Origin of the sequence: Paenibacillus sp. FSL E2-0177 (genome assembly GCF_037992975.1) — a bacterium.
GTDB lineage: Bacteria > Bacillota > Bacilli > Paenibacillales > Paenibacillaceae > Paenibacillus_AQ > Paenibacillus_AQ odorifer.
Map to the genome: position 1 here is coordinate 6,324,581 of NZ_CP150307.1, position 16,458 is coordinate 6,341,038.

General features: G+C 45.0%; 13 protein-coding genes. All 13 read right to left on the reverse strand.

Going from position 1 to position 16,458, the window contains the following annotated elements; translation table 11 throughout:
• Nucleotides 1–1,860 carry a PBP1A family penicillin-binding protein gene (locus MHI25_RS28285; RefSeq protein ID WP_340394669.1) on the reverse strand — a complete coding sequence of 620 codons (1,860 nt, stop codon included), beginning with the start codon at nucleotides 1,858–1,860 and terminating at the stop codon, nucleotides 1–3.
• On the reverse strand, nucleotides 1,857–2,441 hold the full coding sequence (locus tag MHI25_RS28290; RefSeq protein ID WP_340394670.1) for a hypothetical protein: 585 nt from the start codon (nucleotides 2,439–2,441) through the stop codon (nucleotides 1,857–1,859). The genes MHI25_RS28285 and MHI25_RS28290 overlap by 4 nt, the downstream gene beginning before the upstream one ends.
• A 62-nt stretch (nucleotides 2,442–2,503) precedes the next feature.
• Nucleotides 2,504–3,616 carry a HAMP domain-containing sensor histidine kinase gene (locus MHI25_RS28295; protein ID WP_340394671.1) on the reverse strand — a complete coding sequence of 371 codons (1,113 nt, stop codon included), beginning with the start codon at nucleotides 3,614–3,616 and terminating at the stop codon, nucleotides 2,504–2,506.
• A gap of 19 nt (nucleotides 3,617–3,635) precedes the next feature.
• Nucleotides 3,636–4,343 carry a response regulator transcription factor gene (locus tag MHI25_RS28300; RefSeq protein WP_036678667.1) on the reverse strand — a complete coding sequence of 236 codons (708 nt, stop codon included), beginning with the start codon at nucleotides 4,341–4,343 and terminating at the stop codon, nucleotides 3,636–3,638.
• 180 nt (nucleotides 4,344–4,523) lie between these two features.
• Nucleotides 4,524–6,536, reverse strand: a complete 2,013-nt coding sequence (ligA, locus tag MHI25_RS28305) for an NAD-dependent DNA ligase LigA (RefSeq protein ID WP_076099629.1) — start codon at nucleotides 6,534–6,536, stop codon at nucleotides 4,524–4,526.
• Nucleotides 6,537–6,613: 77 nt separating this feature from the next.
• Nucleotides 6,614–8,953, reverse strand: a complete 2,340-nt coding sequence (pcrA, locus tag MHI25_RS28310) for a DNA helicase PcrA (RefSeq protein ID WP_076276865.1) — start codon at nucleotides 8,951–8,953, stop codon at nucleotides 6,614–6,616.
• A gap of 61 nt (nucleotides 8,954–9,014) precedes the next feature.
• A complete protein-coding gene (locus MHI25_RS28315) occupies nucleotides 9,015–9,734 on the reverse strand; it encodes a heptaprenylglyceryl phosphate synthase (protein WP_139330100.1) in 720 nt (239 codons plus the stop codon).
• A gap of 226 nt (nucleotides 9,735–9,960) precedes the next feature.
• Nucleotides 9,961–10,827 carry a phosphatidylinositol-specific phospholipase C/glycerophosphodiester phosphodiesterase family protein gene (locus MHI25_RS28320; protein ID WP_076310677.1) on the reverse strand — a complete coding sequence of 289 codons (867 nt, stop codon included), beginning with the start codon at nucleotides 10,825–10,827 and terminating at the stop codon, nucleotides 9,961–9,963.
• Between the two features lie 108 nt (nucleotides 10,828–10,935).
• Nucleotides 10,936–12,342 carry an undecaprenyl-phosphate glucose phosphotransferase gene (locus tag MHI25_RS28325; RefSeq protein ID WP_076301400.1) on the reverse strand — a complete coding sequence of 469 codons (1,407 nt, stop codon included), beginning with the start codon at nucleotides 12,340–12,342 and terminating at the stop codon, nucleotides 10,936–10,938.
• The gene (locus MHI25_RS28330; protein WP_340394672.1) at nucleotides 12,339–13,292 is read right to left on the reverse strand and encodes a glycosyltransferase family 2 protein; all 954 of its coding nucleotides are present in this window, start codon (nucleotides 13,290–13,292) and stop codon (nucleotides 12,339–12,341) included. Before MHI25_RS28330 ends, MHI25_RS28325 begins: the two co-directional genes overlap by 4 nt.
• Nucleotides 13,293–13,400: 108 nt before the next feature.
• Entirely contained in the window at nucleotides 13,401–14,420 is a 1,020-nt protein-coding gene (locus MHI25_RS28335) for a glycosyltransferase family 2 protein (RefSeq protein ID WP_076305742.1), read from the reverse strand.
• 118 nt (nucleotides 14,421–14,538) lie between these two features.
• Entirely contained in the window at nucleotides 14,539–15,402 is an 864-nt protein-coding gene (rfbD, locus tag MHI25_RS28340; RefSeq protein WP_076305743.1) for a dTDP-4-dehydrorhamnose reductase, read from the reverse strand.
• Nucleotides 15,403–15,426: 24 nt separating this feature from the next.
• Nucleotides 15,427–16,449 carry a dTDP-glucose 4,6-dehydratase gene (rfbB, locus tag MHI25_RS28345; protein WP_076099637.1) on the reverse strand — a complete coding sequence of 341 codons (1,023 nt, stop codon included), beginning with the start codon at nucleotides 16,447–16,449 and terminating at the stop codon, nucleotides 15,427–15,429.
• Nucleotides 16,450–16,458 lie beyond the last annotated feature (9 nt).

Below are 16,458 nucleotides of genomic sequence, written 5' to 3' on the forward strand. Positions count from 1 at the left end.
TCAATGATCACTTAAGGCTTTACTCATTACTGTAGAAAATAGAGCGGCAGCCTTCCCGCTGCCTTCAGTCATGTAATTATCCTGATTCGTACGATCAAAACCCATCCATACCGCAGCTGTCCACTCCGAAGTATAGCCTACAAACCAAAGATCCCGATTAGCTTTCTTGCTCACGCCAGCCAAGTCCAATTGGGTCGTACCGGTCTTTCCCGCTACTGGTCTGTTCATCTGCGCTTTTTTCCCTGTTCCTTCATTAACAACATTGCGTAACATAGCCGTCATCGCTTCTGCGGTACGCGGCGAGATTACCTGACGTGATTCAGAGGGATGAGTATACAAGACCTTCCCTTTTGAATCCGTTATGGAGCGCACCATATGAGCCGCATTAAATTTTCCTCCACTAGCAAAGACACTGTAGGCCTGGGCCATTTTTAGTGGAGAAACCCCATTATGAAGCCCCCCCAAAGCTATTGATAAATGATTGTCCTCCTCCGTCAGTACAATTCCTAATTTGGCGGCAAATTGCCGCGCAGAAGAGATTCCAACCTGCTTCAATACCCATACGGCTGGTGCATTGATGGATTTTTGCAAAGCTGTGTTCATTGTGACCTGACCTTGGTATATACCGTTCAAGTTCTCAGGCTTATAGCTGCCATAAGCAACTTTACGGTCGGACAGCATACTATTCGGGTTGAATTTCCCGCTCTCGAGTGCAGGTCCATAATCAATGATCGGCTTAAAGCTGGAACCCGGCTGACGTGCATCAATAATAGCTCTGTTCAAATTGCCCTCGTTTTGATCTCGCCCACCAATCAATGCCACTACTTCTCCTGTACGATGATCCATTATGGTCATAGCTGCTTCTACCTGCTGATCTTTTCCGTCAGGTGGAAATGAAGCCTCTTTGAGAACGGCCTGCTCAAGTGCCTGCTGTGCTTTGATGTTCAAACCTGTAACTATAGTGTAGCCGCCTGTACGAAGCTCCTCTACGGATTCCCCTGTGATCTGAGCCGCTTCCTTAAGGGCTGCATCCACATAATACACTCCGGCAACCCCATTTTCGACCGCAGCTGGAGGCTGATATTGTTTATTCATAGCTTCCTGCATTTGCCCATACGTGATTAGTCGCTGATTGAACATCATCTTTAGCACTAGATTTCTTCTCGTTTTGGATAATGCACTATTGTCTACTGGGTTATAAATAGAGGGTCCTTTAGGGATTCCCGCCAGAGTGGCTATTTGCCAGATCTCCAATTTTTTCAGATCAGACACGCCGAAGTAACGCTTCGCTGCTGCTTTTACTCCATATTGTCCCCGCCCCATATAAATCTGATTGAGGTACAGCTGCAAAATCTCACGTTTCGTCAGTCGCTGCTCCAAGGCAAAAGCAATAGAGGTTTCATTTAACTTACGCAGCATATTCTTATCTCTGTTCAAATAAAGATTGCGAGCAAGCTGTTGAGTAATACTACTGCCACCTTCTGATAAACTCATGTCCAAGATATTTTTTAAGAACGCGCGTGATATCCCTTTATAATCGACCCCTTGATGGCTATAAAAACGGCGGTCTTCTACTGTTAAAAAGGTATCTATTAATAAAGCCGGCATCTCCTCAAGCTCTGCTGTAAGCCTATAACCCGAGCTCGGTAGCGGAGTCATTCGTATAACTGTTCCATCTGAAGCTGTGATGCGGCTTGATTCTGGCAATTGCAGCCTATCCTCATGCCGGTTAAGTACAATCCCCCCATACTGGTATACAAAGAACAAAATCAAAAGCACCAATACCGTACTAATAACACTCACATCAAATAATAGGTACCCTACTCGCAATATCCGGGTGCGTGCATTCCATCTGCTCATGATTCGATAATCAGGTTCTCCAGGAACCGCTCCATACTGCGTACTTCATCATTCGCTGCTGCAAGAAGTGTATGTACTTCCGCCCCATCCTCTTCAACCTCACGGAGAGTGCGAAGTATCGCCCTAGTCCTTATTAATAAAGCTACTGCTGGTGTGTCCTCTATCCGCTTTGAGCTTGCACCTCTATCTGGAACTTCTATTCTTTGCATTCGATTGAGGTTAGCAGCAATTTCACCTATTTCTCCTCCAGAGAGAACCTTGATGTTCTGGGCGACTCCTTTATCTGCCAGCTCCGAGGTTCCCACCACTAGCGAGCGCAAATCATCAGCCATTTTCTGTGAACGAAGAACATACAGCCCACCGAAGACTAGAATAAATAGAAGGATGGCACTAGGGGTTTGACCCATATGATTAATAACCCAATGAATAAGCCGGACAAAAAAGGCTCCTGGTTGACCCGAATAATGAGAATACAGCAAATCGACAGCCCGCTGGACAACAAAAAGAAAGGCAGCACTCAAAAGAGCGCAACCCATAAAAATATATAAATAGCTGATACGAACCGTCCGAAGTTTTGGCATGGTAGTTCCCTCCTTGTGCCACAAGGATAACTTCCAAATCTTAAGAACCCGCCATAGTTTTCTTAAGATTCTATGAAGAATGGGAAACGGGTAATAAAATCCGTGCGAAGAGATGTACTTTCTACATAAATAACGCCATTGTGGCGTTCGATGATACTTTTGGCAATCGCAAGTCCAAGCCCTGAGCCGCCTGTATGCTGTGAACGCGACTTTTCTGCCCGATAGAATCGTTCAAAAATAAAAGGGATATCACTTTCCGCAATCCTCTCTCCGAAGTTGCTAATACGGACCACAGCATCATTTTCCTTTTTACTGAAACCTATCTCCAATTTCCCGCCGCTTCTGCCGTAACGGATCGCGTTAGTAATCAAATTTTCATAAGCACGTACTAATTCTTTAGGCGAAGCCTCTATCCATAACTCATCAGCAACGTCCTCGATTTCATAGATCATATCCGCCTTTGTTAGTTCAGGAACTGACTCCTCCGCCAGCTGCCGTATGAAGGCCTTCAAATCCAATCTCTGCATAACCAAAGGGTACTCTCCACTATTTACACGTGTGTATTCAAAAAGATCATCGATCAGTTTACGCAGCACCAGGGATTTGTTGTAGGCTATATCCACGTAATACCGGATTTCCGCTTCTTCCTGACATCGATCTTGTTCGATGTATTCCAGAAAGCCCAAGACAGAGGTAAGCGGGGTGCGTAAATCATGGGAAACACCTGTGATCAAGTCATTTTTCGCATTTACAGCTTTACGTTCCTCCTCTATGGAGTACTGCAAACGCTCAGCCATTTCATTAATATTCTCAGCCAGCACACCCAGCTCATCCGTGGTTCTGACTTCAATTCTATGGGACATCCCGGAGCTTGTAATTTCTCGAATCCCTTTTGTGATCTCTTCCAGATACAGCACAACTTTACGAGTGTAGATAAAAAAGAATAATAAAAAGCTGATAATACCCGCTGCTGTCATTAGTGGCATAGAGCCAATATGATTAATAATCCAGCGCAGTATGCGTGAATAGGGAGCCGACTCTGAAGCCGGATTTAGATAGATCATAAAGTTGACGAGTTGGTACCCTGCCATGAGCAGCAAAGCGCCCGAAAGCACACTCAGCAAAAAAGCAAACATAAACTTCCAGCGAATCGTCGTTATATATTTAGAATTCAAGAAGCCTCACCTAATCCTTTCAGGAAGGTCCGTCCAATTTATAGCCAACTCCCCAGACGGTTTGTATGTAACGTGGGCGTTTCGAATCGATTTCGATTTTGTCTCGGAGATTACGAATATGTACCATCACTGTGTTACCGCCATCTAGAAAAGGTTCATTCCATACCTTATTGTAAATTTGCTCCAAGCTAAGCACTTGACCTTGGTGTCTCGCCAAAAGCTCTAGAATAGAGAATTCCCGCGGAGTCAGTTTAATCTTCTGCTGGTCTACATACACCTCATGCTTAGACGTATCTATAGTCAGATCCTCAAAGCTTAGTTTGCTGTCGTTTCCCAAGGTATTACTATCCTTATTGAATCCGTGATAACGGCGCAACTGTGATTTTACTCGTGCCACAATCTCCAAAGGATTAAACGGCTTGCCCACGTAGTCATCTGCCCCGAGGCTCAGGCCGGAGATCTTGTCCATATCTGTATTTTTGGCTGATAGTATGATAATTGGCATTTTCCGCTCTTCACGGATCTTCATACATGCAGCTAGCCCGTCCATTTTAGGCATCATGACATCAAGAATAATTAGATCAACTTCCTCTTTCTGCAGACATTCCAGCGCTTCCATTCCATCATAAGCCTTTAGCAGTCTATAGCCTTCATTACAGAGATAAATCGTTAACAGTTCTACAATTTCCTTCTCATCGTCTACTAACAATATCGTTTCTCTCTTCACAGGAAGGGTTTCCTTTCAAATATAGTAATAAATATCTATAGCTATATATTAGCAGATCATCCGAATTTTTTTCTAAAAATGAAACGTTTAGTTGTAATCCACGCAAAAAAGGCCCCTGCTCCTCTCGTACTTAAACGAAATGGAACCGGGAACCTTTTGGAATCGAATATAGTTTGTTACTTACATATCCAACAAGCGAATTAGCTCATCTTCATCCTCAATGACTTGAATGCCTAACTGCTGGGCTTTGGCCAGCTTACTGCCAGCTTTTTCACCAGCGATAACTAAATCCGTCTTCTTGGACACACTTCCCGACACCTTTGCTCCGAGTGCTTCCAGACGTTCAGCTGCTTCATCTCGGGTAAGCTTTTGCAAGGAACCGGTCAATACGACCGTTTTGCCACTAAAGAAGGAATCGGTACTAACAGGACGTGGCGCCTCAGGAGCCTTTGCTTCCACACCCAACGTCCGCAAGCGGGAAACATTAGCTACTACAACTGGGTCTGCGAAGAAGCTGACAATGCTCTCGGCGACAATCCCACCAATGTCTGGTAACTCAGCGAGCTCCTCGGCTTTGGCCTGCATCACAGCATCCAGATCGCGGAAATGATCAGCCAACATCTTCGTCGTTGCTTTACCTGTGTTAGGGATCCCTAACGCAAAGAGAAATGAAGCAAGATCTCTACCTTTGCTATCTTCTAAAGCTTGCAGCAAATTCTGTGCTTTTTTCTCACCAAAACGGTTCAGCTGTACAAGCTGCTCAAAGTTCAGTTCATACAGATCCGCAGAGTCATGTACATTAAGCTCATCATAGAGCTGACCCGCCGTCTTCTCACTGAACGTCTCGATATCCATCGCATCACGCGAAGCAAAGTGGGTGATCCGACTGATAATCTGCGGCCTACAATTCAGTTTATTGTTACAGAAAAGATGTGCTCCGCGCATTTCTAACGGATATCCACAAGCTGGACAGTCCTCAGGGAAAATAATCTCTCCACCGTCATTCTCCTCTGTTACCTTGCCAAGAATTTCTGGGATAACATCATTGGAACGGCGAATAAAGACCCGCGAACCTAAGGCGAATTTCAAGTTTTTGCGCTCAATATCACCCACATTATTCAGGGTGCAGTTCTGAACGGTAACTCCGGCAAGCTCTACAGCCTCAACCCGAGCCAGCGGAGTCACTTTACCTGTACGACCTACATTCCAGCTAACAGACTCCAGCACGGTCGTCGTTTCTTCGGCTTCAAATTTATAAGCAACTGCCCAACGCGGGAACTTGTCAGTGTAGCCAAGCACCTCACGGATCCGGAAATCCGTGACCTTAATTACAGCCCCATCAATGAGGTAATCAAGACTCGAACGACTCTCCTCGATTCCAGCGAGCTGCTCAGTTACATCATCAAAATCATTGCAGTAGGTCAGGTATGGGTTCACTTTAAATTTGTTATTCCGCAGAAAATCCATCATTTCCTGATGGTCAGCGAACTCCGCGCCTTCTGCAAAGCCTACATTATAGAAAAAAGCGTTCAAACGGCGGTCCGCAGTAGTCTTCGGATTAAGATTACGCAGTGCACCTGCTGCTGCATTACGCGCATTCTTCAGCGGCTCTGCAGCCCTTGTATTATAATCAGCCAGCACAGACAGATTCATAATCCCTTCACCCTGAACCTCAATGACCCCATCCTTGAAGGGAATCGTCAATGGAACGGATTTGATGGTCTTCACCTGTGCAAGTATTCCTTCGCCAACTACACCATTGCCACGCGTTGATGCCTGTTCGAGAACACCATTACGATAGGTTAAATTCAGCGTTAAGCCATCGAACTTCAGTTCTACTGCATAACAAGGATCAGGAAGAGGGGTATCTGGATTCTTAAGATTGTATTCATTCACTAACCGGAGCACCCGGGTATTCCAGCTGCGCAGCTGTTCAATATTCTGTGCTTTATCCAGACTCCAAAGCGGTGCCAGATGCCGATGCGGCGTGAAGCCCTTAAGCAGCTCTCCACCTACACGTTGTGTAGGCGAATCCGGTAGTACGAAGCCACTCTCAGCCTCCAGTGCTACAAGCTTGTCGTATAAAACATCGTATTCCTTATCGCTGACTAGCGGTGCATCCAGCGTGTAGTAGTGGTAATTATAGTTATTTAATTCCGCAACAAGCTCTTCCATCACATGCATAGCATCCATGCAGGTACATCCCTCCGTCAATAAGTTTCCTAAAGTTAGCGTGGTCTAAATATCCGTTCGTTAATCGTTGTCTGCTATTATTCCACTTTAGTAATCGGCGCAAACCCCGCAAGCAGGCGTTTCACACCCACGGGAGCCGGAAAAGCAATCTGTAGCTCCGTGTCATTCCCGCTGCCTTTAACAGATACAACGGTGCCCGTGCCCCATTTGCCGTGGGAGACCTTGTCACCCGCTTTGTAATCGCCAGCTGCAGCAGCCCCTGCTCCGGTAGCACGCTGTGCGCCTCCGGAGGTCACGGTCACGCTGCTCTTGCTTGCCGCCGCTGACGCCGTGCTTCCGCCGCCTGCCGGCGTAGCTCCGGCGGCTCCGCCCCGGCCGCCAAAGTTCCCACGGCCACCGCTGCCGAAGCCGCGTCCGCCGTAAGCACCGCCTGCCTCCGCGCCTCCGCGCTGGAAGCGGTCTTGAGTCTTAACGGTATCTTCCTTCAGTTCCTCCGGAATCTCCTCTAAGAAGCGGGACGGTTGGTTCGCCGTCGTCCGGCCAAAGAGCGTACGCATCCGCGCACAAGAGAGAAACAGTTGTTTCTCCGCGCGGGTGATCCCCACATACGCAAGCCGGCGTTCCTCTTCCAGCTCGTCGTTGTCCTGGAAGGCACGGCTGTGTGGGAACACGCCTTCTTCCATTCCGACGATAAATACCGTCGGGAACTCCAGACCTTTGGCGCTGTGCATCGTCATTAACACAACCGCATCACTACGATCCTCTTCATCATCGTTCACACTATCGATATCTGCGATAAGTGCAAGATCCGTGAGGAAGGAGACCAGCGACTTGTCTTCGTTGTTCTTTTCAAACTCCATCGTCACCGATAAGAACTCATCGATATTCTCTAGCCGCGAGCGTGATTCGAGTGTGTTTTCATTTTGCAGCTCCAAACGGTACTGCGACATTTCCAGTATTTTTTCCGTCAATTCGGTTACAGACAAGAACTCCACCATACGGTGTAGAGCTTCAATCATATCGTAGAACTCTACTAGCATATTCCGCGTCCGTCCGGCAAAGCCCAAATCATCGACCGTTTGCAGCACTCGGAAAATAGAAACACCACGTTCACCAGCAGCAGCTGCCAGCTTGCCAACCGTTGTATCCCCTAATCCACGCTTAGGAACATTAATAATACGTGTCAGGCTGATATCATCATCAGGGTTAGACAGTAAACGTAGATACGCCAGCAGATCCTTGATTTCTTTACGATCATAGAACTTGATCCCGCCAACGATTTGATATGGAATATCTGATTTGATCAAAATTTCTTCTATTACCCGTGACTGAGCATTCGTCCGATACAGAATCGCGTGATTCTGGTAAGCTTGACCTTGCTTCACATTTTTGCTGATTTCTCCGGTTACAAAATACCCTTCGTCATGCTCGGAATCCGCCCGGTACACCTTAATCTTGGCGCCTTCCTCGGAATCGGTCCACAGCTTTTTCGGTTTACGGCCACTATTAAGCGCGATTACCCCATTGGCTGCATTCAGGATATTAGCGGTTGAACGGTAATTCTGTTCTAGCAGAATCGTCTTCGCTTCCGGATAATCCTCTTCAAAATTAAGAATATTCGTAATATCCGCACCACGCCAGCGATAGATCGACTGGTCACTATCCCCTACCACACAAATGCGGTGGTGGCTGTCTGCCAGCATGCGGCACAACATGTATTGTGCTCTGTTCGTATCCTGATACTCATCCACATGGATGTATTTGAACTTCTTTTGGTAAAAATCCAGAACCTCGGGAACTTCCTTAAATAATTCGATAGTCTTCATAATCAAATCATCAAAATCAAGCGAGTTATTGCTTCTCAAACGCCGTTGGTACATTTTATAAACCTTGGCAACTAAACCTTCGAAATAATCACCGACTTTTTGCTCATACTGCGCCGGAGTAATCAGTTCATTCTTAGATGCGCTAATTATGGCTTGTACAGCTTTCGGTTCGAATTTTTTCGTATCAATATTCAGTTCCTTCATGCAATTACGAATGACTGATAACTGGTCTGTAGAGTCCAGAATCGAGAAGTTGGAAGTAAATCCAATGCGCTCAATATCCTTCCGCAAGATCCGAACACACATGGAGTGAAAGGTGGATACCCAAATATCTCTTCCCTCAGGTCCAACGAGCTTAGATACACGTTCCTGCATTTCCCTCGCAGCTTTATTCGTAAATGTAATCGCCAAAATCGCCCAAGGCGGCGCCTTTCGATTAGCAATCAGCCAGGCAATTCTGTGAGTCAGCACTCTCGTCTTCCCACTGCCCGCACCAGCCATAATCAAAAGGGGTCCTTCAGTAGTTTCGACAGCCTGCCTTTGTGGAGGATTCAATCGGCTGACCGCGTCTTGTATGTTAATAAGTTGCATGTGTAACATGCTCCTTTCTAAAAATGAAATTACAAATCATAAGTAGTCCATAAGCTAACCGCTAGTCGAACTGCTCTTGCACCGTCTTTTTAACAGCAAATACCGTACGAATTGCCTGCTCTACATCCCGATAAATAATATTGCCGACAACTACTGTATCACATAGAGCTGCTGCCTGCTCGGCCTCTGCCTCACAAGTAATGCCGCCTCCATAAAATAGTTGGGCTTGCTCCACCATCTCACGCACTATACGTACTGTCTCCATATCCCCAAATCTACCGCTATATTCAAGATAGACTATTGGCAGGGACATCAGCTTGTCCGCAACCTGGGCATACGCAGCCGCCTCTTCAGCATTAATGGTTGTCTCGGCCCCTGTAATCCGCGCAACTGAAGAATCACTGTTCAAAACGACGTAACCTTCCGTTAGCAGCTGATCCCATGGGATCATAAATCCATAACGCTCTATAGCTCGACGATGATGGCCTACAATCCAAGCTGGATCAGGTGTATTTAGCACCATAGGAATCATATAAAGATCAAATCCGGGTACAGCAGCTTCAAGTTCGGATACCTCGAGTGCACAGGGCAGCTCAAAACGTCTTACTCTTGATAAGAGATCTACTGTATTCTCATAAGTAACTCCTGTAGAGCCTCCTATCAATATGGCATCCGTGCCGGACAAGCAAACGGCCTCCAAATCCTCATCTGAAATCATACGATCTGGGTCCAACTTAAACACATGCCGCCAAGGTTTGATCATTTGCTGTACTGATTTCATGGGAATCATCCTTAATTGTCATTTGGGCAAGACAAAACACTCCTGCCGCCGCAAAAGATATAGATCTAGTCTATGCCAGCACAGGAGGTGTGTCAATTTAAAGCGAACAAAAATACGAACATTTTTTCGTATGTAAATTTGAGGTCCCCGCAAAGTACCTGAATACGCATCTGAGGAAAGCAGCACTTTGCAGGGATATATTAGTTGTAATGAGTGGAGATAGATTTCAACGTATACCTCTGAGGTTATTCAAATCATTTTCAGGCACAAAATCACTATAAAATCCGTCTACACCCATACGAGATAACGCTCTAATCTCATCCTCTTCATCCACTGTATGAACGTATACACGAGCTCCGATATTTTTTAACTGTTTGACAAAACTCTTGGTGGCCCGGCTAACTGGCATCGTAATATCCACACCTGTTTTTTTAACAAACTCAATAACTTGTTCATCCGTATCCTTAGATTGGTACAGGGTGTAAAGCACTTCTGGAAAAGAATACACCTTATTGATCTCATCAAGCATCGGCTGATTGTAGATCTGTGGAACTATCCGCTCCAACAACGCTGGATCCCGACGCTGCGCCGCTTCGGTCAGCAATGTAAATTGCTTCTCTATAAGTTCCGGTTGGATTTCTTTGGTATCCGTAACGATATAAGCATCTGGATAATTCTGCATTAGATCAAGCACCTTCTCAATATCAAGCGGAGAGTATATATTCAGGATGGGGCTGTCCATAAATTCCTCGTAATCTAGTGCCACACCCTGTTTATTAGCAGGGAGAACCTCCAACTGACCTAAAAGCTTGCTCATATTGCCTGTCCATTCATGCCGAGCAACCAACTGATCATCCTTCGATAACAAAAAATCAACTTCAAATACGCGAGTTCCCCGTTCATAGTTAGCGACAAAGGCCTCCCAAGCATTGGTATACGTATATCCGTTAATTCCCCCCATGGCATGTGCAACGATTCTGTGCGCTTCAAAACCGCTCGCGGGTTGCTCTTCCTCTTTGTTCAACGTTATTACAAGAATCATTATTAGTGCGACAATCATTACTACGGTTGCAATAATCTTTTTCTTATTCATAGTTGTGAGTTTCCTTTGCAAAGTTTAGATTAGAAAATTAATACCCCGCTCTGCCAGTGGCAAAACGGGGTATTATTAAAATTTCACAAATCTAAATAAGTGCAGGTCTCAATATGCGTTTTTGTTAACGAAGCCGTTGCGAATCGTTTTGAAAATAATTCGAATATCGAACAGTAAGGACCAGTTCTCGATATAGAAAATATCGTGCTTAATCCGTTCCTCAATTGAAGTGTCCCCGCGCAGCCCATTGCTCTGTGCCCAGCCCGTAATTCCTGGACGCACATGGTGCTTCACCATATACTTCGGAATTTCATCACGGAATTGTTCTACATAAAATGGTCGTTCTGGCCGTGGGCCAACTACACTCATATGACCGAGTAATACATTAAAAAATTGCGGAAGCTCATCCAGACTTGTCTTACGGATAAAGGTTCCAAATCGAGTTCTACGAGGATCTTCCCGCGTACTCCAACCTGTATCCTCTTCCCCGTCCTGCTGCAGCTTCATTGAACGAAACTTATACATCATAAAATTACGCCGATTAAGTCCCACCCGTTCCTGCCGGAATATGATCGGTCCCGGTGAGGTAAGACGTACGCCGAGAGCTACGATCAGCATCACAGGAGATATCATAATAATAGCGAATAGAGAGAACACGATATCAAACAAACGTTTTGCCATCTTATTCCCCGTCATATCCAGTGGAATATCACGAACATTAATCATTGGCATACCTGCAAAGTTATCAAAGTAAGGACGAGCTGGTAAATAATCAAAGAAATCCGGAATAATCAATGTGCGTACCCCTGCTTTTTCACAGGCTGCAATAATCGAAGGATATTTAGAATGCGCATCGAGCGGCAAAGCAAGAATAACCTCGTCCACAGGCAGCATCTCCAGCATTCCGGATAACTGATCAACCGTACCTAGAATCGGTTTATAGCGCTGTTCTTCAATTCCATCCCAAGTATGATAGTCGTCTAAGAAACCAATGGCTTCATATCCAAGCTCAGGATATTGTTCCAAATTGTTGTAGAATCTTTTACCAAGAGTACCTGCGCCGATGATAAGTACGAACTGGCGATTCAATCCTTTTTCGCGCAAAGATTTAAGCATCTTCTTCAACACATAACGGTAAAGCATAATGGAAAGAACATTAAATCCCATATAAATAGCCAGATATGTACGGGAGATATCAATTTCTTTCACGAAAAACATTAAACCAAGCAGGATGAAGATGCTCATGATATGCACTTGGAAAATCTTAATAAATTCATCGACAAAACGTTTCTTACGCTTAGGCAAATAAAGCGATAAAAGGATACCAATTAAGACAGCTACTACGCCATAAATCATACTCCAATAAGCGTAAGACTCTACAGGCAGCGTGTTATAGGATTCCATCCATCCGCTCTTGAACTTGATCCACCAAGCCGCTAAAAAGGACAGTTGGATGACAAGAAAGTCAGCAACCATATAGAGCTGTGTCAAAAATTTCTGATTCCGCCGAATCATAATCTCACCTCAGTATTCTTATCGTTACGAGCGCCTGTTTCCGTAGAAGAGCTAAGACTCTGTGCAGGTGATAGAACTGCTTTAGGAAAGATTAGGGCATTCCGCAAAAGGGACAGAGCAAACTTCATACCAACACCAGCATATACTGTTCCATTTATAATACTGTTGTACTTCCTACTATAATGCTTACGATGAAATAAAATCATTGCCCTGTGAAATTCATAGACGATCTTGAACGGTCTACGTCTGGCACTGCCGCCTTTGAGATGGACGATGGAGGTCTTCGGATAATAATAAATCTCCCAACCAGCCTCTTTAATACGATAGCACCAGTCTAAATCCTCACCGTACATAAAAAACTCTTCATCTAATCCGCCGACCTGATCAATCGTCTCCCGCCGCAGCAGCATAAACGCACCCACCAGACAATCTATCGGGTAATCAAGATCAGGGTCCAGATAACCTAACTGATAACCGTTAAACTTCGGTCGATCCGGAAACAACTTACTGAAACCAAAAGCATAATAGAAGGAAGCTGACGGTGTAGGAAATCCTCGCTTACACGCTTTATCCAGCGACCCATCTGGCAAAATAATCTTACATCCTGACGCCCCAACATCGGGCCGACCATCCATAAAGGAGATCATCGTCTCCAGCGTATCCCTGCTTACCACCGTATCTGAATTGAGCAATAGTACATACCGTCCGGATGAAGCTTCCATCCCCTGATTATTTGCACGGGCAAAACCGACATTGTCGTTATTTGCGATCAACATGACACTTGGAAACTCTCTACCAATCATCTCTACCGAATCATCATGGGAATTGTTGTCTATCAAAATAATCTCATAGGAATAGTTCGTTTCTGAGTCATATACCGACCTGATACAGTCCATCGTCAGGCGACACGTGTTGTAATTGACAATAAGTATGCTTACATCTACATTCACTGCGTAACGCTCCTGACAAATATAGTAATCTACCGACAATTATTATAACATAAAACCTCCCTGAGAGGAGATGACCTTTCAGGGAGGTTTTTCCAGATTCTGTTTGATTTACGTGTTCTTTCGCTCTTTTACGATGGTCTGTATATATTTTCGTTTCTTTTTTAACGCTGGGAGCTGAGTGAAAAAGGATTTCCACGCTACGATTAACTTCGGCTCTCTCAGAAGCATATAACCATGAGCGGCAATTTCATAGGGAAGGGAAATCAAGATTGTCATCAGCATAGTTCGAGCCGATTCATTCTTGTAGATCATTTTGTAGCGATTAATGTAAGATATTCGCCGGATGAACATTGGTTTGGTACTACGGCCAGACGTTTTCCACCCACGTTCATGATACCCAATTGCCTCAGCATCATAATACCCCTGCCAGCCAAATAGCTGGGCTCTCCAAGCCACATCCACATCTTCCTTATATGCAAAAAAATCTGCATCAAAAAACTCCCCATCAACACTAACGTCTTCAATCATCCGCCGAGGATACATCGCCGCTGCCCCAGATACACCAAATACTGTCCCCGACTGTGTCCATAGTTCTGCTGGCTCCCCCGCACCACGGTCAAACGCACGACGTGCTTTGTTCATCCGAAGACCAGTGCTATCCACTAATCCGTGATCAGCCTTTAGCAAAAGCTTACCTGTGGCGCTGCCGATCTGCGGGTTGGCTTCCATTTGTGCGATTAGTCTAGAGATATAGTCTGGAGCCAGCGTCAAATCCGGATTGAGGACAAGCACATAATCTGTTTCTGTAGCAGCTATAGCTTGGTTATGAGCTGGGGCGAAGCCTGTGTTTTTTTGATTTTGGATAAGTAGCAGGCTCGTGGGCGCTTCCTTGTTAGCTTGTAAATTGAACAGATCTAATTCCTCTAGTGAATTACTAGAAAAAGCCCCTTTATCGACCGCGTTAAAGAATATATTCACTTTCTCTGCACAATCGTCCGAAGACGCATTGTCCACAACAACAATTTTCTCAATAGGATAATCCTGTGCCATTACTGCCTCTAAGCAATCTATAATGTCATCCGCACTGTTGTAGGTGACGATATGTACACTAACTGTTTTGTTATTCATGAGTATCCTCGACTTTGTAATTTCTAATTAACTACCTGCTTCCTTCTTATTATAACGAAAGAACACAAAAAACTCCCGCATCGTTATAAACGATTTGGGAGTTTCAATTGGTGTTATTCTATTCTTTTAGCTCTAAGAGGAAATCTCTCAAGCCTTCACGCCAAGGTCGAAGGTCCTCAAAACCATTCGTACGTATCGACAGATGCTCCATCACCGAATTCCGAGGACGTGGTGCAGGTCTCGGAAACTGTTCCGTGGCACACGGTTCAAGCGTAGCAGTGAATTTGAAACCCAAAATATCCTCGGCCTCTACAAAGATTGCCTGTGTAAATTCAAACCAGGTACAAGAGTCGCTATTTGACGCATGGTATACACCATACTTCTCAGTTTGAACAAGCTCAAGCAAGAATCGAGCTAAATCGACTGTGTAAGTAGGCGAACCTTTTTGGTCATCGACAACTTGAAGCATTGGCTTTTCTTGACCAAGCTTTAGCATTGTTTTGACAAAGTTATTTCCGTATTTGCCGTACACCCATGACGTTCGTACGATGAAATACTTAGAGGAGAGGGATTGAACGAGTACCTCACCCGCACGTTTCGATTTGCCGTATATACTCTTAGGGTCTGTATTATCATATTCATGGTAAGGCTGTGCACCCATACCATCAAATACATAATCCGTGCTAATATACACCAGCTTGGCTCCAGCTTTTTCAGAAGCAAGCGCTACATTTCGGCTGCCAGTAGCATTAATTAAATAAGCTGCATCAATATCACTTTCTGCCGCATCTACTGCCGTATGAGCAGCACAATGAATAACCGCATCCGGTCCAAACCCGCCAATAACTTGGATGCACTGATCCAGATCAGTAATATCCATCTCCTGACGATCGCAAGCCAACACTTCGTGACCTTGATGCTGGAGCAGTAAAACTACGTCCTGACCTAGTTGTCCGGCCGCACCTGTAACAAGTACCTTCATAGCTATTTTACCCCCGTATCAAAATTACAATGAGTCACCTAAACGATCACCATATTGCTGTTCAGCATATTTTTGGTATTCCCCAGATTGAATACGGGTCCACCACTCGCGGTTATTGAGATACCATTGGATAGTTTCTTTAATACCTGTTTCAAACGTATGTTTCGGCTTCCATCCCAGTTCATTCATAATCTTAGTTGGATCAATCCCATAACGGCGATCATGACCAGGACGGTCTTGAACATAAGTAATCAAAGAATCAGGCTTGCCTAGTTCCTGCAATACCGTGTTTACAATATGCACATTCGTACGTTCATTATTGCCACCAATGTTGTAGACTTCGCCGTTCACACCCTCATGAATAACCAAATCAATCGCGCTGCAATGATCCTCAACATACAACCAATCGCGGATATTCATTCCATCGCCATAAACAGGCAACGCTTGATCAGCAAGTGCACGGGAAATCATCAGCGGAATAAGCTTTTCCGGGAATTGGTACGGGCCATAATTGTTTGAGCAGCGGGTAATATTCACTGGCAGTCCAAACGTTTCGTGATACGCACGTACTAGCAAGTCTCCGCCTGCTTTACTTGCTGAATATGGACTGTTAGGAGCCAGAGGAGTTTCTTCGGTGAATAATCCTGTCGCTCCCAGTGATCCATATACCTCATCCGTAGATACTTGAACAAACTTAGTGATACTGTATTTTTTCGCCGCATCCAAAAGCACTTGTGTTCCAAGTACATTCGTCTTCACAAACACTTCCGGCTCTAAAATACTCCGATCCACATGCGACTCCGCCGCGAAATTGACAACGACATCCACACCCTGGCTAATCAGTTCATCCATCGCAGTAACATCTGTAATGTCGGCCTTCACAAAAGTGTAATTAGGATTATTCTCAATTGCTTTCAGATTCTCTAGATTGCCTGCATACGTCAATGCATCTACATTAACAATTTCGTAATCAGGGTGTTGTTGTAACATGTACAGCACAAAGTTGCTGCCGATAAACCCAGCCCCGCCGGTAACTAGCAGTTTCATTTATAGCCC